The following is a 26012-nucleotide window of genomic DNA, read 5'->3' as shown; positions in this document are numbered from 1 at the left end:
GAGGATAGATTTCAATGGAATTAGTTCAGCATAATAAAAGTTTTGATGGTGAACAACGAATTTATAAAATTCATTCGACTTCTTTAAATAGTGAAACAAAATTTGGGGTTTTTCTTCCAAAACAAGCATTAAGTGGGCAAGAATGTCCTGCATTATTTTTTTTAGCAGGACTCACATGCAATGAAGAAACATTTGCGATTAAAGCACATGCACAAAAAATAGCAGCTCAGTTGGGTATTATTTTAATTACCCCAGACACCTCACCGAAGGGCGAACAGGTTGCTCAAGGCGATCATTGGGATATTGGACAAGGTGCGGGTTTTTATATTAATGCGATACAGCAGCCTTGGGCGTCTCATTATCAAATGGAAACATTTATCATTGATGAACTTTATTCTTTAGTCTGTGAACAATTTTTAGTACAAAATGATCGAATCGGTATATTTGGACATTCCATGGGTGGACATGGTGCTTTAATTTTGGCTTTTAAATATCCTGATCAATTTAAATCAGTTTCAGCATTTGCACCAATTTGTGCCCCAAGTCAATGTCCTTGGGGCGAAAAAGCATTCTCCCATTATTTAGGTGATGATCAACAAGTCTGGTTGACCCATGATGCAACTGCATTAATTCGTAAAAAAGGAAAGCTATTTACGGATATTTTAATTGACCAAGGTTTAAATGATCAGTTTTATGCTCAACTCCATCCAAATGCATTTGAAGAAGCATGTTTAGCCGTGGATCAGAAAATTACACTGAGAGAACATGAAGGTTATGATCATGGATATTATTTTATTCAGACCTTTATTGAAGATCATCTTCATTTCCATAATCAACAGTTAAATGCAATAATTGCATAAAATATTGTGTACCAATTTCTATTAATTTATTTAATGTAAAATTTAAATTTTATGTCTGTTGAGAAGGAAAAAGTAATGGCTACAAAAAAATGTCGAAAGTGTCATTCTGAATTTAGTCATACTCATACAAATTGCCCCAATTGTGGTGAAAAAACACCAATATTTCAAAAAATTATGGCGTGGTTTTTTATTATTCTATTGTTGGCTGCTGGAATGCTTTGGGCGTTTACAGACTCAGAACCAGATGTCAGCATAGATCCAAGCTCCAATGTTGAATAATGATTTGCATGGATAATTTTTGATGAAAGTGAATATAAAAATTGCAATCAAGGATATTTAATAATCTAGGCAAGGGCTTATGTTCTTATTGAGTCATATTATACTTTCAAGCACTATAAACGTCATTCTTTATAGTGCTGCTTTTAAAATCTAGAAAAATAATATTAGGTGAATAATGCAAAATATAAATTTAGAAAGCCCATTTGGCTTCACACCATTACCGTCACAAAATGAAAATATGCAAATAGACCCGGTGCAGAAATTTCAATTTCATGGGACGGCTTCAGAATATTTTGGTATTTGGATTGTCAATATTTTATTGACGATTATTACCATTGGTTTTTATGCACCTTGGGCAAAAGTTCGTAGATTGCGTTATTTTTATGGTAATACTGAACTGATTGAGCGACGATTTGACTTTACGGGAATTCCAAGTCGAATACTCATTGGTCGATTAATTGCCATTGGAATTTACATTGGTATCGCGATTTTATCTAAATATTCAGTAACAATAGCCGTATTGGGTGGTTTATTTATTTATGCGGTCATTCCTTGGTTGGTCTGCGCAACGTTGAGATTTAGAGGAAGAAATAGTAAATTTGGAAATAGCCGTTTTTATTTTTCAGGGACGACTAAGCGTGCATATCTTGAGTTTTTTAAAGGACTTTTAATTACCATTTGTACTTTAGGTTTGTTTTTTCCTGTACTGATTTGGCTATTTAAACGTTACTATTTTAATCATTTATATATTGGTCAGCTTAAATTTAATCTTCGTGCAGATTGGCCTGTTTATATGGGCGCAGTTTATGTACCTTTTTTAGCATTTTTGGGTTTACTGAGTTGTTTAGGTCTGATCTCATTTTTAATGAGTGACTTTATTCCACGCCTAGGAATAGAAAATGTGATGATTATTGCATTTGTTTTTTACGTTACAAGTCTATTTATTATTTGGCCATGGATGTTTGCTCGCATATTTATTGCAACATGGAAAAATATAACATTGAGTGAAAGCTGCTTTCAAACATCATGTCGTGAATGGCGCTATACATGGATTATTTTTAGTAATTGGATTGTTAAAATCATGAGCATTGGGCTAATGACGCCATGGGCTGAAATTCGGCTGTATAAGTATCAAGTTGAGTCGTTGTCATTACAGTTAAATAATGATCCGGATACGATGTTCAATCGCTTGCAAAATAATCCGATTGGGGTTGCTGAAGAGATTGCAGATGTATTTGATTTTGATATTTCACTTTAAAGTGAAGGATTAAAAGATGAATCATAAACTTCAAGTTATATTTTATGATGGGAAAATTTCTAAACCTTATCAAGCGATCATACAAGCGCTTGATGATACGTCAATATCTGTCTGTTATGGTGACGCACCCTTCGTACAAAGACGAATTTATCTTTACTCGGAAATGCTACTTATTGGTGCTGTAGGAAAATTGAATCCAGTCATAGAATTAAAAGATGATGCTCGTTTAGAATTTCAAGGTCAATTACCAGAATGGTTTAATTTAAATCAAAAACAGACCCATCATTTGTTATGGAAACTTGAGCGAACACCCAGTCTAATTTTATTTGGAATCATCTTTGTCTTATCGTTAATTTTTATGACTGTAAAATGGGGAATTCCATCGGCAGCACACTATTTTGCGTTTCATTTGCCTGAAACAACATTAAAACAGTTGGGAGATGAGACCGAGCGTTATATTTATCAATTAACTGATGAAAGCCAACTTTCTAAAGCTAGGCAGAAAGAGATTGTTCAAGAATATCAGTCTTTATTTAGCAACGAACAGCCAGCAAAAGTTGTGTTTCGACAGGGGGGCGGTTTAGGTGCTAATGCGCTAGCGATTCCGAATAATACGATTATTTTAACCGATGAGTTGGTTGCTTTGGCGAAAGATGACCGTGAAATTATAGGAGTTTTGGCACATGAACAAGGTCATTTAGTTTTACGCCATAGTTTGCAACAAACATTATCTGGTTTAGGCTTTAGTATCATTTGGATGGCAATTACAGGAGATAGTTCAGATTTATTAACGTCGCTACCAGCCACTGCAATAGGCGCAAAATATTCAAGAGATTTTGAATCTGAAGCTGATTTATTTGCCATGCAAAATATGTCTAAGCATAAAATTTCAACGCTACATTTTGCAAATTTTCTTGAACGATTATCGGATGAGGCAGAGGAAAAGACGGATGAAAATAATAAAGTTGTTCAGTTATTTCAGAGTCATCCTGCGACCAAAGAACGCATAGAAGCTGTCAAGAAATTTGAAAAAATAGCGTCAAAAAAGGAGTAGAACCTCCTTTTTATGATGTCGTTTGCCATGATGCTGTCAGTTCTTCTTGTCCCATACGGATAAGGTGATCAAGAACGACTTGTTGTACACGTTCTAAATTCAAATCTTCAGATTGCACTTCAATATTGACCTGTAGATATTCTGTGGCAGGCGTGAGGGTAATCAGTGCCTCTGGGAAAAAAATTTGTAAGAATTGATCATTCTCTTTAACTTCAAACTTATGCTTCCAATGATTAAGCAACCTTTTTGCAATACGAGAAGCCTGTTGTGTGGCAATTTGCGCTGAGCTATTCATCTATTTGTAATCCTAAAAGCCTAATATAGCTCATTAATTTAACAGAAAAAAAAAGAATTATACTAGCCTTTGAAATAGATTGTGATGTTCGTTGAATAATCTAATAACGAGCAGAACAGTGAGTCTGCTATAATAACGTACTCTCAATTGTAAAGCATAGCCAGGTTCTATATGTCCAAGCCATTTTTGATTGCTCCTTCTATTTTATCTGCAGATTTCGCGCGTCTAGGTGAGGAAGTTGACAATGTACTAGAAGCTGGTGCAGATGTTGTACATTTTGATGTCATGGATAACCATTATGTACCCAATCTTACTTTTGGTGCGGGAGTGTGTAAGGCTTTAAAAAACTATGGAATTAAAGCTCCAATTGATGTTCATTTAATGGTTTCACCTGTAGATCGACTTATTGGTGATTTCTTGGAAGCTGGCGCAGATATTATTACATTTCATCCAGAAGCTTCAGACCATATTGATCGTTCATTGCAATTAATTAAGTCGGGTGGTGCAAAAGCAGGTTTGGTTTTTAATCCAGCAACGCCGTTGCATTATTTAGATTATGTTTTAGATAAAGTAGACCAAATTTTATTGATGAGTGTAAACCCTGGTTTTGGTGGGCAAAAATTTATTCCCATGACATTAGAAAAGTTGCGTGAAGCTCGGAAAATTATTGATGCATCTGGACGAGATATTCGTTTAGAGGTCGATGGTGGTGTATCTGCTGCAAATATTCGTGAAATTGCTGAAGCAGGAGCAGACATGTTTGTTGCAGGTTCAGCAATTTTTGGACAATCAGATTATAAAACTGTAATTAACAACATGCGCGATGAATTGGCAAAAGTAGGCCATATTTCAGTTTAAGTATTTAGCTCTAAAAAACCAATGACCTGTGGATAACTTTGTGGGTAATGTTATGGATATCTATGTTGATAACAGTATGGATATCTTGTTTAGTTTGTAAACATTGGTATATCAATGGTTTAATATTTAGACTTAATATGTATAAAAAGAGTCCATGTGATTCTTTTTTATTCTGATAAAAGGCTTTATTTTATTGAGCAAGCACTAATCGTTGATGTAAATTTCGTCTGCTTAATAAATAGCTTTATTGTTTTAGTTGGATTTAATAATCTGTTTAAAAGATGTTAAATTAAATTAAAAAAATTGTGCATTATTTATAATTACGTTATTCTTGGCGCGACTTGATTTGCGCAGCAACACAAGGTGAAAAGTGCGGACTATTCTTCATAAACAGACTTGGTTTGTTTTCCTCATGCTATTTATAGTGGGGTGGAGTAGTATTGCATTTGCATCTGTAAAAAGTATACATAGCAATTTAGGTCAACATGAAATGACGCATATGAGTATGCAACATACTCAGCAACACCCTCAAAATGTGAAATCTCATGTGCAAAGTATGTGTCATGATACTCAAATTGAACACTGTAAAATGACATTAGAGCATGGCTCAATACATACCAGTTGTGACAGCTGTTCGACTGTTCATTGTCAAAGCACATTTACCTCGCTCGATATTCATGCAACTTCAGCATTAGTTCAACTGACCGCTAGCCCATTTGATGCCATTTTAAATTTTTATTATTTGATGAATTCTTCTAAAGGCTATTTACAAGATTTACTTCGCCCTCCACAAGCTTAATCCTTCGTTTTTATTTTTATATTAAATTCAAAAGGATAAGTCATGTCTATTCAAAAAAATCAACTTGTATTGTTGATGATTACTTTATGTGTTTCCATGTTTTCTTGGTCAGCAGTACGAGAATATCATCTCAATATTGATGAAAAAATTGTCAATGTAACAGGAAAGCCAGTTAAGAAAATTACTGTAAATGGTCAGTTTCCTGCACCAATATTAGAATTTGAAGAAGGTGATGAAGCTGTTATTCATGTGCAGAATCATTTAAAAAATCAAGATACTTCAATTCATTGGCATGGATTGCTCTTGCCAGGGCTTATGGATGGTGTGCCAGGGTTTAATCAATTTAAAGGAATTAAGCCCAATGAAGAGTTTGTTTATCGATTCAAAGTGAGACAAAACGGAACATATTGGTACCATGCACACTCAAAAGGACAAGAACAAGATGGTTTATATGGCTCATTAATTATCTATCCGAAGAATAAGAAACCACTGGTCGAACATGAAATTACAGATCGAGACTACATTGTTATGTTGTCAGATTTTCATGAATCTGGAAGTGCCCAAATCTTCTCAAATTTGAAAAAATCTGCTGAATACTATCAAAATCAACGAGAAACAGTTTTTGATGTACTTAAACAGATTAAACAAAATGGGTTCAAAAATACATGGAAAGAACGTTCCATGTGGAACCAAATGCGAATGTTAAGAACTGATTTATCTGATGTAACAGGCTATACATTTTTGGTAAATGGAAAAACACCCGAACAGAATTGGATGGGAAGCTTTAAACATGGAGAAAAAGTTCGTTTACGCTTCATTAATGCATCTGCAATGTCTTTTTTTGATATCAGAATTCCAAATTTAAAAATGACGGTTGTGAGTGCTGATGGACAACCTGTAAAACCTGTTTCTGTAGATGAATTTAGAATTGGTACAGCAGAAACCTATGATGTGATTGTTGAGCCACAATTGGATGCCTATCAAATTCAAGCAGAATCAATTGATCGTAGTGGATTTGCATTAGCAACATTGCAAAATGAGCAAAAAGCGACTCAGCATTTTTCAGTGCCTCAAGCAAGACCACGTGCATTATTAACGATGGATGATATGGGGCATGGCAATATGTCTGATATGGATCATAGTCAAATGACGCACGATCAAATGGATCATAGCCAAGAGCAAATGGATCGTAGTCAAATGACACATGAACAAATGGGTCATGGTCAAATGAAGCATAAGCAAATGGATATGCCTACCCATGAGGCGAATAAAGATGTCATGTCTAATACACTCCAAACAGCACAAGTGGATGGGTGGGCAAATGCTTCAACACCCGTAGGCTTAAAAGCATTGCAATATTCAGATTTAAAATCACTTTATCAACAAAAAGATGTTCGAACCCCTGAGCGTGAAATGGTCATTCGTTTAGGGGGTTCTATGGAGCGTTATATTTGGACTATAAATGGTAAAAAATTTAATGAAGCTGACACATTGCAAGTTCAGTATGGCGAACGTATTCGTTTAACGTTTATTAATGACAGTATGATGGCTCACCCAATGCATCTTCATGGCATGTTTATGCAATTAGAAAATGGTCAAAATATAGCGGATATGCCAAATAAACATACGATTATTGTTCCCCCAGGGAAAACAGTGACAGCCTTATTAACAGCAGATGAACTTGGAGAGTGGGCAATTCATTGTCATCTGTTATATCACATGAGCGCTGGCATGATGAATAAACTGGTTGTTGCTAATGTTGAGAAAACAACAGCAACACCACCACTTCAACCTCAAGAAAGAACTCAAGGAGGTCAACATGAACATCACTAATATCATGAGTGTTCGTTTTTTATCTGCATCATTACTTTTAAGCGGTGTAGCAACATACACGCAAGCGAATGAAAATAATCATCGTACGCATAGTAATGACAATGCATTTAAAAATTCGGTCCCTTACGATCCTCCATCAGTTCATGACGATCACGCATCTGAGCATGGAGGACAAATCCATTTATCAACTGAAGTTGAAACGAAATGGGTTAAGGATGATGGGGACGGGAAATTTCAAAATCAGTTAGAAGTTTGGCTAGGAACTGATGAAAATAAGTTATTTTTACAATTAAATACAGATAAGAAGGAATCAGAAAAGACAGAGTTTGATACAAAATTAATGTATAGCCGTGCATTTAAAGAATTTTGGGATTTACAAACTGGAATACGTCATCGCTATTATCCAGAGCGTGAAGTAGATAAGAACCAAACTTATTTTTCAGTTGGTTTAAATGGTTTGGCACCTTATTTCTTTGATACAGATATTTATCTATATGCGGGTAAAGATAAGCAATATTTAATGAGTATTGAAACAGATCGTGATTTTTTGCTGACTCAAAAGCTCATTTTTCAACCTTATTTGCATACAGAAATTATTTTTAATGATGATTCCAAATATGCTAAAAAATCAGGTTTACACGAAATGAGTGTGGGGGCAAAAACCCGCTATGAGATTACGAAGCAAGTGATGCCTTTTATTGAAGTGGGCTATAAATATGAACATGGTGATAAGCAAACAGCTTGGCAAGAAAGTGAGTCATCATCCCATGGTTGGATTTATGGTGCTGGTGTTCAGTTTTTGTTTTAGGCACGACTTTAAATTAGTTTTTATGTGATTTTTAATATAAATATGCTATTTAGATGTTAATAAATAGCATATTTATTGGAAAAAAGAATCATCATATAGCAATGATTTTCCCACTTGTGCTAGACTAAATATCGAATAAAGATGGACGACCATCCTTTTTGCCTTCCTCAGGTAAAATGAAAATTTCGTCAGGACGGCCTGATTCTTATTGAACAGGAGCGATCTCATGGCGTGGGTTGTATTATTATTTGCAGGTCTTTTTGAAATTGTTTGGGCTTATACAATGAAGCTTTCAGATGGTTTTACCAAATTAACCCCAAGTGTTATTACCATTATTTTTATGTTGCTCAGCTTTGGCTTGTTGGCATATGCAATGAAGTCCTTACCTTTAGGGACAGCTTATGTTGTTTGGACAGGTATTGGTGCAATAGGTTCTTTTGTGATTGGAATATTAATCTTAGGTGAACCTGCCAGTGCGTTGAGAATGCTTGCTGCAGTGCTGATTATTTCAGGTCTTGTGTTAATGAAAATAGCTTCATAGTGTCATGTGAAAAATGATTTGAATAAGCATCAAATCATAAGAAATGACTTCTTATGATTTGATCAATATATTTAAAATTAGAATTGGAAAAGCTTACGTGCATTTTTTCCTAAAATCATTAATTGTTCTTCAGGGTCTGTGACGATTTGTTGAAAACTATGAAGTGTTTTTTCATATGAAATATCATGTTCATGTTGTGTATGTGGCCAATCACTTCCCCAAATTAATTGCGAAAACATGCCTTTTTCTTTCAGTAGCTGAAATGCTTTAAATTAAGCCTACTAAAGAGCTTGATTTGACTGGAAAAGAAGGGGAGAAAATTGTTGAGTATGAAACTAAGTTGCTTTTAATCCGCCATAAAAAAGCATTCGAGCGTTTGGCTGATTTATAGAGTACTCTTCAACTACTTATCTTATGAAGAAATACTTCATTTATTTAAAATTTTAGAGTTCCTTAATAGGTTTCTCTTCAAATAATAATTAGTATGATTGTTTTTTGATCTCTAGTGTTAAAACCATGAAAGATGGATGGGTAGTATTTTATTACAATTAAGTTAATGTAAATTATTAATTTTAAATGAAAACTTTATTTTTTAATGTATGCAGTGTTACATACTGTATTAAGCTTTTTATATCGAACTTTAGTCACTCAGCGTTAGAAACTATTGATAGTAAAAAGAAAATCTATATGATGAAAAAATAAGCTTTTTAAATATTTGATAATGTTATTTATAACTTAGAGATTAAAAATGTGGAGTGATAACGAAACAACAAGAGATTATTTAAATTTTGGAGTGGTTGCGAAAACTGTTGCTGAAATTATCGAACAATCTCAATCAAGACCTATATCGATTGGAGTATCTGGAGCATGGGGGATTGGAAAATCATCTATGATAAAATTAATTCAAAATGAATTAATTTTAAAACAAACAAATGCTGCCTCAGGTAATTCTAAATATATATTTGTTGAATTTAATGCATGGTTATATCAAGGTTATGATGATGCTAGAGCGGCTTTAATTGATGTCGTTGTAGCTAAAATTGCTGAAGAAGCTGCCAAGAGGCAAGGATTCTCAGAGAAAATTGGCGAGCTCTTTGAAAGGATTAAATGGTTTCGGTTAATGGCTATGACTGCAGCAACGGCAGCATCAGTCTTTACTGGTATTCCTCTGAATGGAGTAGTGGGTAAAACTTTAGAACTTTTTACTGATTCGGAGAGTGATTCTGAACCAGCATCTATCGATGCTGATCAGATTGAGCAAGAGGGTAAAAAGTATATTAAAGAGGCAAGGGATAAAACGCCCCCTAAACAAATTCAGGCTTTAAGAGATACTTTTGAAAATCTATTAGATGAAATGGGTGTAACTTTAGTTGTTTTAATCGATGACCTAGATCGTTGTCTGCCAGAAACAACAATCTCTACTTTAGAAGCTATACGTTTATTACTATTTTTACCGCATACAGCTTTTGTTATTGCTGCTGATGATCAAATGATTAAACATGCGGTCAAAAAGCATTTTTCAGGAATAGAAGATGAATTAGTTATTAATTATTTTGACAAGCTTATACAAGTGCCTATAAGAGTACCGCCTCTTGGAACTCATGAAGTTCGTGCTTATATGATGATGATGTTTATTGATAATAGTACTTTGCCTGATTCACATAAAGATCACCTCCAACAAAAAATTTGTGAACAATTAGGAAAGGCTTGGCAAGGTAATCGGGTCGATATTAATTTTGTAAAAAATCAAAATGCAACAATTAATTCAGAATTAGAGTTGAAATTAGAATTAGCAGATAGATTAGCAGTACTTATGACGCAGGCTACTGGTATTGCCGGAAATCCTCGTTTAATAAAAAGATTTATGAATGCATTATCAATTAGATTAGCAATGGCAAGAAGTCAAGGGATAACTTTAGATGAGGGGGCGTTAGTCAAAATATTATTGTTTGAGCGTTGTGCACATCCAAAAGCTTATACAGAGCTTTTAGCTTCTGTAATGAACCATGATAGTGGGAAACCTACTATTTTAAAACAATGGGAGAGTGAAGCTTTAGCTGGTAGAGATATTAATGTTAGTGATCATTGGGATGATTCATTTGTAAAAGATTGGTTAAAATTACAACCTATGCTTGCGGATGAAGATTTGCGAGGTGTTTTATATGTAAGCCGCGAACATGCACCATTTATTACTAAAGAAGATCGATTATCAACTGAAGCTATTGGATTGCTAGAGGCATTATTAAATCAATCATCCATGGCTGGCTCTTTATTAGATAGTTTGAGATTAATTGGTAGGCATGAACTTAATATCTTAATGGATAAAGTATTAATCAAAGCACAGCAAGAAACCGAATGGGGGGCTCCCGATATTTTGGAGTCGGCCTTAGTCCTTGCTAAAGTAGATGAGGTTTTAGGGCAAAGATTAGCTAATTTCTTCAAAGATCGACCACCAATACAAGTTAAAGCAAGCATAGTTCCAAAAATCTCTGATCAAAACTGGTCTAAGTCTGTCTTTGAGCAATGGAAAGATGGTGAATATATTTCTCGACCTGTGAAAAATGCAATTAGCTCAAGAAATAATAGGAGATCGTAAAATGGGAACATCACAATCAAGTAACGGATCTCCATCTAATGTTCCAATGGTACCGTCATGGGCTGCACCTAACTCACCAATAGCAGAACCTGGAAGATTTGGACCTGCTAGAAGAAATCTTGGTAACTTCATGGGAGGTGGTCAAGCTTCCAGTATGCGTAAGGGTATTGGCCAATACATAAAAAAAGGATATGGAGGTAGTAGAACGGCTACAAGCCGTCTGTCAGGAACAACACAGAAAGCGACAACATTATTTAATGCTTTAGGTTCGGAACAAAATCCTTTTACACAAAGTGGCGGAGCTCTTGATCCAATTCTTCTAACTGGAAAGTCCGCTGAAGAGGTTATGGATGCTATAGTTGAGGTTGTTGCACCTGTTGATGGTACTCAAGATACAGAGGCTAGTAGAGAGTCTGTTAAAAATGCATTATGTGAATTATTAGAAAAATTTCCTGAAGCTGATCTTAAAAATTTAGATGACTCACAGCGCTTATTCGCATTAGAAAGATTTGTTAGTGATGATGTATTTAGAAGGATAAATTTAGACTTAAGTAAAACTATCCTAAGTAAAGCTCCGAATGCAACTTTGGGACTAAGCCGATTAAAAGAAATAAGAGACTACGTAAGGCAAACTGTGGCTGAATCGTTTAGAAAAAATATTAATGAAAGAACTCCATTAGCTTCAGATCAGATAAAAAATATTGTGGATAATTCAATACGTGAAACATTTGAAGTTTTTGAGGGGTATGCCGAATGAAAATTACATGCGCATTAGAAGATTTTAATTTTTCTGAAATTAATAGCGACTTAGATGTAATACTATTTGAATATACACAAGATAAGTCTAAGGGGTGTATTGGGGCAAAAATTTTACGAGAAGTTTATGATAGTAAGCTTATTCCGCATGAAAAAGCATGGGATCTTGTATCTATTGCATTATCTGTGATTGCTGCAGATCAAGCCGGACATCGAAAAAAAAGCCCTGATGGTTGGACAAGACATTTTGAGTTAACAATTTCAGTAATAGATAGTATTTTTTGGAATGAACAAAAAAAATTATTAGAAGCCCTTTTAAGTTTTCTTACAACAGATAGATGGGAGTTAAATTTTGTTGGTGGTGGAGAATATCCCAAATTACATAAAGATGCCTTTTATCAATTAGAAGATTGCGTTTCCTTATTATCTGGTGGGCTTGATAGCTTCATTGGTGTTATAGACTTAGTTGAACAAAATTATAAACCATATGTAGTAACCCAAACTGTAAGAGGTGATGGTAAAAACCAACAAGATTTTGCTAAGAAATTAGGTAATTTAGCCCAATTTATGACAAATCATAATGTTAAAGTACCATTTCCAGAAACACCCGCCTCCCAGAGATCAAGATCTATGATCTTTTTAACATATGGCGTATTGATTGCATCATCATTAGATATGCATAGACAAAATGAAACAGTAACACTCTATGTTTGTGAGAATGGTTATATATCAATTAATCCTCCTATTACACTTGCTCGTGTGGGAAGTTTAAGTACGAGAACGACACATCCTGTAGTACTAAATTTATTTCAACAAATCTTAGATAATTGCGGATTAAATATATTGATATGCAATCCTTATAAATTCGTTACGAAAGGAGAAATGTTAGAACAATGTTTGGATCAATCTATTCTTGAAAATTTAGCTCATACTACAACTAGCTGTGGACGTTACGGGGTCTATAAAAATACTCATTGTGGCCGTTGTGTACCTTGCTTGGTACGAAGAGCATCATTTTTTCACTGGAAAGGCAAAGATTATGATCAAACTGAATACAAGTTTGATGATTTAAGTCAAGATAATGAAAATTATGCACGATTTGATGATGTGTTTTCTATGCGTATAGCAATTTTAAATAGGCAAGAGTTAGGCACTTCAAAGTGGATTGGTGCATCTTTGAGCTCTAATTTAATACCTGATCAAGATAAGCAAAAACATCAAGATACTGTAGAAAGAGGTTTGTTAGAAATGCAAAAATTTATTGGAGATTTAGGTTTAGTATGATTGATTTTCATGCACATTTAGACCTCTATCCTGATGTGGTTCATGTTATACAGAATATCGTAAACATGAATATGTATGTTCTATCTGTAACTACAACACCAAGTGCATGGGAGGGAACGAATGCACTTAGTATCAATTTTCCTCGTATAAAGACTGCATTAGGACTACATCCTCAAATTGCACATGAGCGATATTCAGAACTCCCTTTATTTGATCGATTGATTTCTAAAACTAGATATATTGGTGAAATTGGTTTGGATGGTGGAAAGGAATTTAAAGATCATTGGAATATACAAACGATGGTTTTTGAACATATTTTAAGAGCATGTACAAACGCTGGTGGAAAAATACTTAGTATTCATAGTCGTCATGCAACTAGCGAAGTTCTAAACTTTATTGAAAAGTATCCAAAAGCTGGAGTGCCAATTTTACATTGGTTTACAGGCAATAAGACTGAGTTGAGAAGAGCAATAAGTCTGGGCTGTTGGTTTAGTGTGGGACCTGCAATGTTAAAAAGTAAACGTGCTATAGAGCTCGTCAAGGAAATACCTATTGATAGGTTAATAACAGAAACGGATGGACCATTTGCTCAAGTTAATAAAGTATCTGCAATGCCGTGGGATGTTGCAATCGCACTCAAACAATTAAGTGAAATTTTAAAAATCCCATATAGCGAAATAGAAAGATTGATTCATAATAATTTTTCTAACTTATTATTAAGTTAGAAAAATTTAAGGATGTTGAGGAAATCATGGTTGAATAGCCACCAAAATTCTAAACACATATAACCATTTTTGACCTACTTTTCCTAATAGTTGATTAATATCTTGGTTTGGCATGAAGAGTCATAGGTAAAATGCCTTATCCCTTTGCATTAATTTCTAAATAATTGATAGGAATCTTATTGAATTTTCGATGTATCATATACCTATATAGTTGAATTAAATAATATAAGTTTCTATCTATTCGTTTAAATTTAGAGATTGTACTATGGCTGCAAATCATGTCGAGCATTCAAGGGATTGGTCGAAGATTAAATCTCTTTTGGAGCTATCCACACGAGCCCCATCTGATTCGCAGAAATTCTACAGTTTAGAACAACAAAAAGAAGCTGAGGATTTAGCAACATTTTTAATGTACTCTTCACTTACGACAGAACCTCTAGATAGAAACTGTGTAACTGGGCTTCTTGATGGTACTAAGTTATGGGAACGTAATGGCGAACTTGTACAGATTAACAAAGGCATTGAAATTGAATATTTAGAAAAATGCTGCCTTATAACATTTGAGGCTGATTTCCTTTTGCTTACTTGTAACTTAGAACACGACCTTGAGCGGCAAGTTGATGACTCTCTAGTTCCCATAATAGAAACTCTTAGAACTTTACAACATATCCAGCACGGTCAGGAAGGATATAAAAAAACTAACCTCTGTGTGTCGGAAGATATATGGGATAGAGAATTCCCTAGCACATCCATTTTATTCAACTATGTTAAAAAAGAAGATAATTTTTATGTATTTAACGGAAGAGAGCATAACCTTAACCAGTTAGTTAGTACCTTTTTATGGCAGATGTTACTTTCCAACTCCGCTAACGCTAATGAAGCCTTTGGAAAATGGCTACGTATCATGCGATTAACGTGTAGTTGTGCTCTCCCTATTCTTAATTATGTGACATCAGAAGAAGAGTACAAAGCTTATACAGTCGAGCTGACAAAACATTTACTAGAGCTACCTGTACCTAGAGATTTAACACGTTCAATATCAAATAGTAATTTTTTTTCAGACATTGTTCGCAACTATACTCCAGTGATAACCATGTCAATTGACCTTTTACCAACGAGCGGAACAACGAATAATACTGACAAATGTGTAAACCAGCCTAGAAAAAATGTGATTACAGAAAGCTCTCTGCCTTCCTTTAATTCTCATTTATCACGTCAGGTTAGTAAAAATGAATTTTCTCAGATACAGGAGCATTTAGAAAGCAGAACTTATCACCACAGGGTTGGATACTTTTATAGTTGGTTAGTTTCGGATTTTTTAGAGGAAAGCATTTGTATTGATAACCATTCGCTATTTTATCCTCATAAACTTATAGAACTGATTGAATTTTCTTTGGAACACCCTTTACTTAAACAATTACTCTTTAGTGATTTGTTTCGATTTCGATTATTACCTAAATATTTCTGCCTTCTCCTATCTAGAATAGATACATGTAACTTCGCAATATTTTGGTTTTCCTATTTCTATAATGACATTGCGAATCAGATTGAAAATCGCAGCATTTTAGAAGAATTAGAGATTTTTATTTCCCGAAAATATTCAGAAAAAAATTCTAACAACTTTCATTGTAGTGAAGACTTTATTGATATTGTTTTTGTATTAACTGATAACTTACAGTTGTTTAAAAATGACTTTAAAGATTCACATTACTACACATTATTTGACAACTTTTTAAAGCATCAACAGCCTAATCAAATACTATCAATGATTGATAGTATTAAAAAAGTGGATTTAAGCGAACACGCTTATCCGAATCCAGCGATTTTTAATCTCAGTAATAACAAATATTTTTTGTTATGGTGGCTATATGATTTCATCGATAGGAATTCTCTTGATACCGCTCAGGTGTATATAAGTGAATTAATTAACCTTATTACTAATGAGCTAGAGCAAGATCTGATATTAAATCTTGAAGGGAAAAAATCAAACCTAGATGCTTCAATCCTTATTAAACAGTTCCCTTGGTACAAATTAGTTATTGAAGATAATGTACAACGGATATTGTCAATTTCTAAAAGACATAAAACTGATTGGTCATCTGCTCTGCTATGCGCAAATGATTCTCCGTATGAAGCGAAAAGAGCTATAAGTTGTTACTTTCAAATACTGATGTCGGTTGCAAATCATGACTCTTGCCAACATTTAAATAAACTGCATAAAAGAAATATATCTATCGTTGACAATTTAGGCTTTGGTACTAATGAAAGAGTTGGATTATTTCACACTATTGGAGTAAATGCTTACGATCTATGGCCTGATTTTTGTGTCTACATAAACAAAATCGATGATTCAGACTTCGAAAGCTTTCTTGATTCAAATGACGAGATCCTAACAAACTCACAGCTTTTCCAATTGATGGAGGCTTGTATTCATCCTGCAAGAAAAGAGCTTATCAAATTAGCAATCACAAAACTCGCAGTAGACAATATTGATAAAAGCTCTTTAGATGTCTTAGAAAAAACATTCGTATCAGCATACAGTGCTTCTGAATTTGACCTAGCTCTGACCGTTCTCACTCAAGCTAGTCATGAGCTGAATGAAGGTAGGTTCAAAAATCAGCACCATCACCTCTTTGCTGAAAAACGCCAATTGATAAAGTGTTATCAATATAAATTAGACGTTACATTATTGGCTGTTAATCAAGATGAATACGACCCTGATTTTCAATCTCATATTAACGATATCCCTATTCCATTTACCTATAACGAGAAAAATCATTACAACGAATGTGAACATTTTAGACGCTACTATCTAGCATACTATTTAATCGATAAAGATACCAATAAGAGCATTCGTATTTTGGAAAGATTGGTCGAAGATACTAATAACCCAGAACATATTCTAATGCTATTACATACGTATCTTGCTAACCATCATGAAGCTTCAAATATTACTTTGATTCGAAAGGCTTTGTCAGAAGTAAAACAGTCGGCAAAAGCACAATGGTCTGATATCCCGAGTTATCCATTACCGTGGATATCAGGAGTAATGTATGCTTACTTAACGATTAATGACATCAGTTCAATGAGGGAAACATGGAAACTATTGAGCTCAGCTCAGAAATTTCTTCCTCAGTTACTTGCACCTTACTGTGAATTACTGCTCAAGCATAAATTCGTAAAAGAAGCAGATATAGCATTTTCAGCTTATATTAAATTCCTAGGTCAATACGAAGCTCTGTCAGATGAATTAGCCAAAATCAACGACTCTATAATGAATGCTTTAGCGAAGGAGTCATCTGCTACGCAATATATCGATCGTTTTGCAGAAAGGAATCAAAGAAGTCCTAAGCAACTAGCAAATAGCTTTAAACTGATTAACGGTAGTGATGTCGAAACATATGTGAAGATAACAAATAACAGCACTGTTGAAGAGTATTTAGTTGAAACAGTTTCTTCAGTCTCTAAAGAATTGCTTAGTCGCAGTAAAAATATTTACATACCTGTTAAAGATGAGGAATCCTCATCTGGATATTCTAGTAAGCCAGCAAACGAAGATCGAATTAATCAATGGTTTTGTAGTCTTTTTAACATGAGAGAAAAAAGCTCTCCACTTCATATTTCGGATCAAAGTCAAATAGGTAGTTCATCTTCAGGTAAAAGCTATGGTGAGGTGGATGGCGTTATAGTAGATAACAATCAAAGTAGACGTATTGCGTTATTTGAAGCGTTTCGCCTTCTTAAATGGGGTACTACCGAGATCAATGACCATATGGATAAGTTGGCGGGGTATGATCAAGAGGGCTTTAATACGATATTTGTTGTCGTATATGCATTCGATAAAGATTTTGTCACTCTCTTAGATAAGTATAAGAACCACATAAAACAACGTCAGCACAAAGGTTTTTCCAAAGTAAATGGTTATGTTCTTGAGACTGTAAATGGTGAAGATTCAGACACCTTTTGGATGGGGAAAGAAGAACTTCAACGTGGTAACATTACTGTTTCGATTTATCATGTCATCATTAACTTTTACTGTGAAAAAAGTATTGAACTATAAACTTGTTCAATGCGGTTGAATTTTTCCATACATTTTCTCATGCAAACTGGATTTGTTTTATTTCTATTCGTAATACGAAATTGTCCAAAAATGAGATAGAAATTCTTTAATTTCTTTATGAGATTAATAAATATTTCCAATATAGCTTATTTATATACATAAATAAAAAATAAGTAATTCATTGATAAGATTACTTATTTTGTTTTTTCTCTTCAATTTATACACTTTCAACTAGAAAGATCACATGAGGCTCTTTTTTATTTCTGTTGATAACATTAATGAATGATTTCACATTAACGTAACAATCTCGAAATATGTGTCAGAAATCTTGCATTATCTGTCATTCAGCGACCATTACCTGAAGGCTTTAAGATATCGAAATTCCGAAAGTTATCGCCTCCAATCAAGTAATAAAAAATAGAGCCTAATGGCTCTATTTTTTATTTCAAGGAAATTTCATTTGTCGCTAAGGAAAACTTATATGTCGTCTTACGGTGACGCGTATTGCTTACCAGCTTAACGCACCACCTGTTTGGTAATCGGTTACACGTGTTTCGAAGAAATTCTTCTCTTTACGTAAATCCATCATTTCTGACATCCACTGGAATGGATTGGTTGCACCAGCAAATTGTTCTGGTAAACCTAATTGACTTAAACGACGGTTGCAGATGAATTTCAAATATTCTTCCATCATGCCTGCATTCATACCCAATACGCCACGTGGCATTGTGTCACGTGCATATTCAATCTCAAGCATTGTCCCTTCAAGAATCATTTGAATAATTTCTTCTTGGAATTCAGCAGTCCAAAGATGAGGGTTCTCAATTTTGATTTGGTTAATCATATCGATACCAAAGTTCAAATGCATAGATTCATCACGTAAAATGTATTGGAATTGCTCTGCAACACCATTCATTTTATTACGACGACCCATCGATAAGATTTGAGTAAATCCACAGTAGAAGAAAATACCTTCAAGTACACAATAGAAAGCGATCAAGTTACGAAGTAAAATTTGATCAGTTTCTGGTGTGCCTGTTTTAAAGGTCGGATCACTTAAAGATTGCGTATATTTTAAGCCCCATGCTGCTTTACGTGCAACAGATGGAACTTCACGATACATATTGAAGACTTCGCCTTCATCCATACCTAAAGATTCAATACAATATTGATAGGCATGCGTATGAATAGCTTCTTCAAACGATTGACGAAGAATATATTGACGGCATTCAGGATTGGTAATATGACGATAAATTGCTAATACTAAGTTATTCGCAACCAAAGAATCGGCAGTGGAGAAAAACCCTAAAGAACGCATGACAATGGTACGTTCATCTTCAGTCAAGCCACTTTCAGATCTCCATAACGCAATGTCATGGGTCATGTTAATTTCTTGAGGCATCCAATGGTTTGCACAACCGTCTAGATATTTCTGCCAAGCCCATTCATATTTAAATGGTACCAATTGATTTAAGTCAGCACGGCAGTTGATCATTGCTTTATCATCAACTTGTACACGCTGTGCACCCATTTCTAATTCTTCAAGACCAGGTGCAACATCTAATTGGCTTAGGGAAGCAGATGCTCTTGCCAATGAATCGGTTGAATCTGTTGCTCGATTTCCACTGGTTGGAGTGGGTTGTGCAGTTGCCACATTCTTCTGTGACTGGTTTGTATCAGATACCACTTGCGTGTGAGTCGCTTTTTGCGGCTCGACGGGCGCAGACTGCTGTGATGGTGCAGCTGGTTTTTGCGAATCATCTTCGAAATCGTCCCAACTTAGGATAGACATAATAAATTCTCTCTACGTTGCTTTATATCTTTTATATCGACATCTAGCTTCGCTTAGATGTCTTACTATACGCTTAAATTGTGTAAGCAAAATTAAGTTTTACCGATGAAAGTTCTATTTTTGTTCAATAGAATTTTTTGATCCACAAGACTTATTTTGATTACGCTGTTGTTTATTTACTTTAATCCAAAAATAAGCAATTGGTACGTAGAATAATACAACAAAGGAAATGACCAAGGCTGCTAGTCCTAACATGTAGTTATGTGTCATATGCATCATGGTGATTATCCTTTGTTATCGATTTTTAAATTATTTCCATTTTTTCAAAAACGTTGAAGAATAACATCTTCAGATGGGAATAATTTTGAGAGGCTCACCAATTATTGGCAAGCTTCACAGTCTGGATTATCAATAGAACATGCTTCTGGTACAGGTGCTGCTTGTGAAAAACCTTCTTCTTCAATAGGTGCTGCTACTTTCACTTCAGGTACAATTGCCGTTGCTATAGGTGCAGCGACTGTCGTTGCTTTCACTGCATTTAAAGTGCCTGTGTTAATCGTTGATTTCTCAGCAGATGTTGCACCTAATGCACGAAGGTAATACGTTGTTTTAAGACCACGTAACCAAGCCATTTTATAGGTAATATCAAGCTTCTTACCATTTGCACCAGCAATGTATAAGTTCAGTGATTGTGCTTGATCAATCCATTTTTGACGACGTGATGCAGCATCAACAATCCAACGTGGTTCAACTTCAAAGGCTGTTGCGAAAATTGCTTTTAATTCTTCAGGAATACGCGCAATTTTTTGTACAGAACCTTCAAAGTGTTTTAGATCATTGACCATTACTGCATCCCAAAGACCACGTTCTTTTAATGCACGTACAAGGTATGGGTTAATTACAGTAAACTCACCAGACAGGTTTGATTTCACATACAAGTTTTGGAAGGTTGGCTCAATAGATTGAGATACACCACAAATATTTGAAATGGTTGCAGTCGGTGCAATTGCCATGACATTTGAGTTACGCATACCATCTTTTTGAACTTTAGCACGTAAAGTATCCCAGTCTAAACGTTGAGTACGATCCACTTCATACATACGTTCTGGACGTGTTTTCGCAACTAAATCTAAAGAGTCAATCGGTAAAATACCCTGATCCCACAGTGAGCCTTTAAATGTTTCATAAGCACCACGTTCAATTGCTAAATCACTTGACGTTTGAATCGCATAATAGCTAATCACTTCCATTGATTCATCTGCAAATTCAACAGCTGCATCTGAACCATAAGCCATGCCCATTTCATAAAGTGCATCTTGGAAGCCCATGATGCCCATCCCAACTGGACGATGCTTTAAGTTTGAGTGACGTGCTTGCGGAACAGCGTAATAGTTAATATCAATGACGTTGTCGAGCATACGAACAGCTGTTTTAACAGTACGTGCAAGTTTCTCACGATTAAGTACACCACCTTTAACATGTTGCACAAGGTTAATTGAACCCAAGTTACATACGGCAATCTCATCTTGATTGGTATTTAAGGTAATTTCTGTACATAGGTTAGAGGAGTGAACCACACCAACGTGTTGCTGTGGTGAACGTAAATTACAAACATCTTTGAAGGTAATCCAAGGATGACCTGTTTCGAATAACATAGAAAGCATTTTGCGCCATAAATCTTTAGCACGAACTTTCTTATGTAACATGTTTTGTTCTTTCGCCACACCTTCATAATATGCATAACGCTCAGCGAATTCTAAACCTATTAAGTCATGAAGATCTGGTGTTTCAGATGGTGTAAATAAGGTCCATTCAGCATCTTCAAATACACGTTGCATAAACAAATCTGGAACCCAGTTTGCTGTATTCATATCATGTGTACGACGACGGTCATCACCTGTGTTTTTACGAAGCTCAAGGAACTCTTCAACATCTAAGTGCCAAGTTTCTAAGTAAGCACAAACTGCACCTTTACGTTTACCACCTTGGTTAACTGCAACGGCTGTATCATTGGCAACTTTAAGAAAAGGAACAACCCCTTGAGATTTGCCATTTGTGCCTTTGATATAAGAGTTCAATGCACGAACAGGCGTCCAGTCATTACCTAAACCACCAGCCCATTTAGAAAGTAGGGCATTGTCACGCATAGAACCATAAATATTATATAGATCATCGGCAATGGTCGTTAAATAACAGCTTGATAACTGTGGACGTAATGTGCCTGCATTAAATAAAGTTGGCGTAGATGCCATGTAATCGAAACTAGATAATAAATTATAAAATTCAATTGCACGTTCTTCGCGGTTTTCTTCATTGAGCGAAAGACCCATAGAAACACGCATGAAGAAAAGCTGCGGTAATTCAAAACGGATACCATCCGAGTGGATAAAGTAACGATCGAATAATGTTTGTAGACCTAAGTATGTAAATTGATTAGAACGCTCTGGTTGAATTGCAGCTGCTAATTTAGCAAGATCAAAATTCAATAATTCAGGAGAAATGAGTTCTAATTCAATTCCTCTTTTTAAGAAGGTTTCTAAGGCATCGCCTTCATGCGTATCTTTCGCTAAACCTAAAAACTCTAAACCTGTTGTAACAAGGTCATTACAAAGTAAACGTGCAGTCACATAAGTATAATTTGGTTCTTGTTCAATACGTGTACGTGTTGCCATCGTCATGGTGGTCGAAATATCAGATTCTTTTACACCGTTATATAAGTTTTTAACGGTTTCATCGATAATCGCTTTAACATCAATACCTTCTAAGTCTTCAGCAGCTTTAGTAATGGTTGCTTCTAATTGACTTAGATCAAGTGGTTTGAGTTGACCATTAATGTCTGTAATTTGTAATGTTGGATGATGATTTGCACCAGTTTGTTTACGCGCTTCAGAACGTTGCTCACGGTAAATAACATAAGCACGAGCAACTTTTTGTTCGCCTGTGCGCATAAGTGCAAGTTCAACTTGATCTTGAATCTCTTCAATATGGATCGTTCCACCTGAAGGTAGACGACGATGAAATGTATTCAATACCATCTCGGTAAGTTGAGAAATACGATCATGAATGCGGCTAGAGTCTGCACTTTGTTGACCCTCAACAGCCAAAAATGCTTTTCCGATAGCCACAGAAATTTTTTCTGCATCGAAAATAGCAACGTCCCCAGTACGTTTGATCACCTGAATTTTACCAGGTGTGGATGTGATTAGGCTCATTGTCAGAATAGCTCCATTTTGTCGTCTATTATTATGTTAATCGACTATAAAACTGGGTGAAAAAAGAACCACAGAATTAGAAGACCAAAACACAAGACTTAGTGGTTTAATTAGGAATTAGGCACAAGATACGGGAAAATTTCGTGTATATCAATATTGACATTTTATTATTTTTCTTTCAAAAAAAAACAACTTTCGATAAATTTTGTAGAGACCTTATGCGGTAAGGATATAGCATAGCAAACTCAGAATTAAGTGCTTATAGATAAATATGTGGATAACTTAAAACAATGCATTTGATCTAACAGTTTCTAACCAAGTGCTAAGCTTTTCATATGTTTTATAAAATTGTAACGATATATTTAGAGAAAATAAGATAAGCTCCATCTAAATCATCAAGGTTTCGCCAAAATATTACAAAATACTACGATGGTGTATAACTTTAGATAATAGAATCTTGTTTACAATGTAAACCTGTGTATATTGGAATTATTATTTGGGTGTATCTTTTGGATTTTTAAAGAATACATAAAGATGAATATAAAGGGGCGTTTGAATGAGCCAAGAAGAAAAGTTACCTAAAATTTTAATTGTTGAGGATGATGAGCGTTTAGCACGTTTAACTCAAGAATATTTAATCCGTAATGGGCTTGAAGTGGGGGTTGAGCCAGACGGAAATCGTGCAATTCGCCGTATTATTGCAGAGCAACCTGACTTAGTCGTGTTAGATGTGATGCTTCCAGGTGCTGATGGTTTAACGATTTGTAGAGAAGTTAGACCACATTATCATCAACCTATTTTGATGTTAACAGCACGTACTGAAGATATGGATCAAGTACTAGGATTAGAAATGGGAGCAGATGATTACGTTGCGAAACCCGTTCAACCTCGTGTATTACTTGCCCGTATTCGAGCATTATTACGCCGTACAGACAAAGCACCAGATGATGAAGTATCTCAACGTATTGAATTTGATGATTTAGTGATTGATAACGGTGGTCGATCAGTCACATTAAATGGAGATTTAGTTGATTTTACCAGTGCTGAATATGATTTATTATGGCTTTTAGCCTCGAATGCGGGTCGTATTTTGTCACGAGAAGATATTTTTGAGCGTCTAAGAGGAATTGAATACGACGGGCAAGATCGCTCTATTGATGTTCGTATTTCACGAATTCGTCCAAAAATTGGCGATGATCCAGAAAATCCGAAACGTATTAAAACGGTACGTAGTAAAGGTTATTTATTTGTTAAAGAAACCAATGGTATCTAGTTTGCAATATAAAGCCTACTAATAAGGACGATTCGTGTTTAAGCAAAGCATATTCTTGCGTATTTATGGCGGCTTAGTCATATTAGTGGTGTTAGTGGCATTATTTGGATATCTATTTGTTCAAATTGTAAACTATAATCGTGTGCAGGAATATCGCCAATCTTTAACTGATGGTATTTCATATGTAATCAGTGAGGGGGTTGCTAGACAGCCCACTCATCAAGATAAACTGGATTGGATTTCTGATGCATCTGCATTAATAGATGCGCCTATTTATTATCTAGAAACTAGTAAAGTTGATTTAACCCGTACAGAAAAACAGCGATTGGCAAATTTGCAAGCTGTTATTCGATATGATGCCCAAAACCAAACGGCTTATATTGTGATGGGAATCAAAGGGGATCCCAATCACCTGTTGTATATGAGTGTTAAAGTCGAGGATTTGGATGAGCGTCAGATGCGTGCAATTCCAACCTTTATTTGGGATTATTTGGCTTATTATCCAGGGCAAGAAAAAGAAACATTAGCAAAAATTCAAAAATATTTTAGATATAAAGTTGATATAAAAAACATTCTAGAATTAAATTTAGATTCAGAACAAACCAGTCGTATTTTATTAGATCATAATAGTATTGTTTTATATCGAGATAGTACCAGTGAAAATGGTACGACTATTACGATTTTATCACCTAAACCTAAATTTCCACGTCAAGTTTTAGTTATAGGACCGATTCCAGTTTTTAATTGGATGCCATTTTCTCTTGCAGCAGGGGTAACCTTGCTGAGTTTATTTGTTTTGAGCTTGGGTATTTATGGTTTATTGGTACCAATTCAACGAAAATTACGTGAAGTAAATTATGCGTTAAATCGAATGAAATCTGGAGATTTAAGTCTAAGATTACCAGTCAGTGGTGCTGATGAAATGGCAGGATTAGCATCTAGCTATAATAGTATGTCTGATCATATACAGCGTTTGATTGAAGCACAAAGAGAATTGATGCGTGCAGTTTCGCATGAATTAAGAACACCTGTTGCACGTATTCGATTTGGCATGGAAATGCTGGCAGAAGAAGAGAATTATTTTGATCGATTACATCAAGTTGAGCAAATCGATAAAGATATTGAAGCACTGAATAATTTGATTGATGAAATTATGACGTATGCAAAACTGGAGCAAGGGACGCCATCATTTGATTTTGAACGCGTTGTATTGGCTGAAGTTCTAGATCAAGTTGTACATGAAACAGAAGCTTTAAAGACTCAAAAAGAAATTATTTTAGATGCACCTCCCGCTACTTTAGAGGTGGATGCGGAATATCGTTATTTACATCGTGTTGTACAAAATTTAGTGGGCAATGCGGTTCGTTATTGTGATCATAAAGTTCTGATTCGAGGTGGTATTAATGACCAAGGTTTAGCATATATTTGTGTTGAAGACGATGGTTGTGGTATTCCTGAAGAAGATAGAGGCCGTGTATTCGAAGCCTTTGCACGCTTAGATGGGAGCCGTACACGAGCATCGGGTGGTTATGGTCTAGGACTTTCTATTGTTAGCCGTATTGCTTATTGGTTTGGTGGAAACATTGCAGTAGATGAAAGTCCAGATTTAGGTGGCGCAAGATTTACGATGACTTGGCCTGCAAGACGATTCAAGAATAAAAAGAAAAGTACGTTTAAGTAATAAGATATAAATTGATAAAAAGGAGCATGTATGATGCTTCTTTTTATC

At 35.1% G+C, this 26012-nt stretch carries 22 protein-coding genes; 16 read left to right on the top strand and 6 right to left on the bottom strand.

Features of this window, described 5'->3' with window-relative positions:
• Window positions 1–14 precede the first annotated feature (14 nt).
• The 4 genes from fghA to B9T31_RS10345 all read left to right on the top strand — a co-directional run bounded on the left by fghA (window position 15) and on the right by B9T31_RS10345 (window position 3451).
• Window positions 15–860 carry an S-formylglutathione hydrolase gene (fghA, locus tag B9T31_RS10360; RefSeq protein WP_086181884.1) on the top strand — a complete coding sequence of 282 codons (846 nt, stop codon included), beginning with the start codon at window positions 15–17 and terminating at the stop codon, window positions 858–860.
• A 75-nt stretch (window positions 861–935) separates the two neighbouring features.
• Window positions 936–1139: a hypothetical protein gene (locus B9T31_RS10355; RefSeq protein ID WP_086181883.1), complete on the top strand. Its 204-nt coding sequence runs from the start codon at window positions 936–938 to the stop codon at window positions 1137–1139.
• Window positions 1140–1314: 175 nt separating this feature from the next.
• A complete protein-coding gene (locus B9T31_RS10350) occupies window positions 1315–2397 on the top strand; it encodes a YjgN family protein (RefSeq protein WP_086181882.1) in 1083 nt (360 codons plus the stop codon).
• Between the two features lie 16 nt (window positions 2398–2413).
• Window positions 2414–3451 carry a M48 family metallopeptidase gene (locus B9T31_RS10345; RefSeq protein WP_086181881.1) on the top strand — a complete coding sequence of 346 codons (1038 nt, stop codon included), beginning with the start codon at window positions 2414–2416 and terminating at the stop codon, window positions 3449–3451.
• Window positions 3452–3461: 10 nt separating this feature from the next.
• Here B9T31_RS10345 and B9T31_RS10340 read toward each other — a convergent pair whose 3' ends face one another.
• Window positions 3462–3746, bottom strand: coding sequence for a DUF2218 domain-containing protein (locus B9T31_RS10340; RefSeq protein ID WP_086181880.1), 285 nt, complete (start codon window positions 3744–3746; stop codon window positions 3462–3464).
• A gap of 171 nt (window positions 3747–3917) precedes the next feature.
• Between B9T31_RS10340 and rpe the strand changes: the two genes are divergently transcribed.
• The 5 genes from rpe to sugE all read left to right on the top strand — a co-directional run bounded on the left by rpe (window position 3918) and on the right by sugE (window position 8585).
• The gene (rpe, locus tag B9T31_RS10335) at window positions 3918–4604 is read left to right on the top strand and encodes a ribulose-phosphate 3-epimerase (RefSeq protein ID WP_086181879.1); all 687 of its coding nucleotides are present in this window, start codon (window positions 3918–3920) and stop codon (window positions 4602–4604) included.
• Window positions 4605–4974: 370 nt separating this feature from the next.
• On the top strand, window positions 4975–5403 hold the full coding sequence (locus tag B9T31_RS10330) for a hypothetical protein (RefSeq protein ID WP_139840917.1): 429 nt from the start codon (window positions 4975–4977) through the stop codon (window positions 5401–5403).
• Window positions 5404–5445: 42 nt separating this feature from the next.
• The gene (locus B9T31_RS10325) at window positions 5446–7236 is read left to right on the top strand and encodes a copper resistance system multicopper oxidase (RefSeq protein ID WP_086181877.1); all 1791 of its coding nucleotides are present in this window, start codon (window positions 5446–5448) and stop codon (window positions 7234–7236) included.
• Window positions 7223–8044 (top strand): copper resistance protein B, encoded by an 822-nt coding sequence (locus tag B9T31_RS10320; protein ID WP_171264734.1) that lies wholly within the window; start codon window positions 7223–7225, stop codon window positions 8042–8044. The genes B9T31_RS10325 and B9T31_RS10320 overlap by 14 nt, the downstream gene beginning before the upstream one ends.
• Window positions 8045–8270: 226 nt before the next feature.
• Window positions 8271–8585, top strand: coding sequence for a quaternary ammonium compound efflux SMR transporter SugE (gene sugE, locus B9T31_RS10315; protein ID WP_086181875.1), 315 nt, complete (start codon window positions 8271–8273; stop codon window positions 8583–8585).
• 77 nt (window positions 8586–8662) lie between these two features.
• Here the strand turns inward: sugE and B9T31_RS10310 are convergent, their stop codons facing one another.
• Window positions 8663–8824 carry an amidohydrolase family protein gene (locus B9T31_RS10310; protein ID WP_086181874.1) on the bottom strand — a complete coding sequence of 54 codons (162 nt, stop codon included), beginning with the start codon at window positions 8822–8824 and terminating at the stop codon, window positions 8663–8665.
• Between the two features lie 509 nt (window positions 8825–9333).
• On the opposite strand from B9T31_RS10310, the gene B9T31_RS10305 reads away from it, so the two are divergent.
• The gene (locus B9T31_RS10305) at window positions 9334–11181 is read left to right on the top strand and encodes a KAP family P-loop NTPase fold protein (RefSeq protein ID WP_086181873.1); all 1848 of its coding nucleotides are present in this window, start codon (window positions 9334–9336) and stop codon (window positions 11179–11181) included.
• Here B9T31_RS10305 and B9T31_RS17925 read toward each other — a convergent pair.
• Window positions 11158–11313 carry a hypothetical protein gene (locus B9T31_RS17925; RefSeq protein WP_213033234.1) on the bottom strand — a complete coding sequence of 52 codons (156 nt, stop codon included), beginning with the start codon at window positions 11311–11313 and terminating at the stop codon, window positions 11158–11160. The genes B9T31_RS10305 and B9T31_RS17925 overlap by 24 nt on opposite strands.
• Between B9T31_RS17925 and qatB the strand changes: the two genes are divergently transcribed.
• The 4 genes from qatB to B9T31_RS10285 all read left to right on the top strand — a co-directional run bounded on the left by qatB (window position 11312) and on the right by B9T31_RS10285 (window position 18006).
• The gene (gene qatB, locus B9T31_RS10300) at window positions 11312–11938 is read left to right on the top strand and encodes a Qat anti-phage system associated protein QatB (protein ID WP_213033233.1); all 627 of its coding nucleotides are present in this window, start codon (window positions 11312–11314) and stop codon (window positions 11936–11938) included. The two genes, B9T31_RS17925 and qatB, sit on opposite strands and share 2 nt — an antisense overlap.
• On the top strand, window positions 11935–13221 hold the full coding sequence (gene qatC, locus B9T31_RS10295; protein WP_086181872.1) for a Qat anti-phage system QueC-like protein QatC: 1287 nt from the start codon (window positions 11935–11937) through the stop codon (window positions 13219–13221). The genes qatB and qatC overlap by 4 nt, the downstream gene beginning before the upstream one ends.
• Window positions 13218–13946: a Qat anti-phage system TatD family nuclease QatD gene (gene qatD / locus B9T31_RS10290; protein ID WP_086181871.1), complete on the top strand. Its 729-nt coding sequence runs from the start codon at window positions 13218–13220 to the stop codon at window positions 13944–13946. Before qatC ends, qatD begins: the two co-directional genes overlap by 4 nt.
• Before the next feature lie 265 nt (window positions 13947–14211).
• Window positions 14212–18006, top strand: coding sequence for a hypothetical protein (locus tag B9T31_RS10285; RefSeq protein WP_086181870.1), 3795 nt, complete (start codon window positions 14212–14214; stop codon window positions 18004–18006).
• A gap of 508 nt (window positions 18007–18514) precedes the next feature.
• On the opposite strand, the gene B9T31_RS10280 is transcribed toward B9T31_RS10285, so the two are convergent.
• From B9T31_RS10280 to B9T31_RS10275, 3 genes are all read right to left on the bottom strand, one after another.
• Window positions 18515–19798 (bottom strand): ribonucleotide-diphosphate reductase subunit beta, encoded by a 1284-nt coding sequence (locus B9T31_RS10280; protein WP_086181869.1) that lies wholly within the window; start codon window positions 19796–19798, stop codon window positions 18515–18517.
• Window positions 19799–19912: 114 nt separating this feature from the next.
• Window positions 19913–20077, bottom strand: a complete 165-nt coding sequence (locus tag B9T31_RS17780) for a hypothetical protein (protein ID WP_171264733.1) — start codon at window positions 20075–20077, stop codon at window positions 19913–19915.
• A 101-nt stretch (window positions 20078–20178) separates the two neighbouring features.
• Complete coding sequence (locus B9T31_RS10275; RefSeq protein WP_086181868.1) at window positions 20179–23010, bottom strand: ribonucleoside-diphosphate reductase subunit alpha; 2832 nt, start codon at window positions 23008–23010, stop codon at window positions 20179–20181.
• A gap of 556 nt (window positions 23011–23566) precedes the next feature.
• Here B9T31_RS10275 and bfmR point away from each other — a divergent pair.
• Complete coding sequence (gene bfmR, locus B9T31_RS10270) at window positions 23567–24283, top strand: response regulator transcription factor BfmR (RefSeq protein ID WP_086181867.1); 717 nt, start codon at window positions 23567–23569, stop codon at window positions 24281–24283.
• 34 nt (window positions 24284–24317) lie between these two features.
• Window positions 24318–25964: an ATP-binding protein gene (locus B9T31_RS10265; protein WP_086181866.1), complete on the top strand. Its 1647-nt coding sequence runs from the start codon at window positions 24318–24320 to the stop codon at window positions 25962–25964.
• Window positions 25965–26012: the final 48 nt, after the last annotated feature.

This window comes from Acinetobacter sp. ANC 4558 (assembly GCF_002135375.1).
Lineage (GTDB): Bacteria > Pseudomonadota > Gammaproteobacteria > Pseudomonadales > Moraxellaceae > Acinetobacter.
This window is presented reverse-complemented; position numbering and strand designations above follow the sequence as displayed.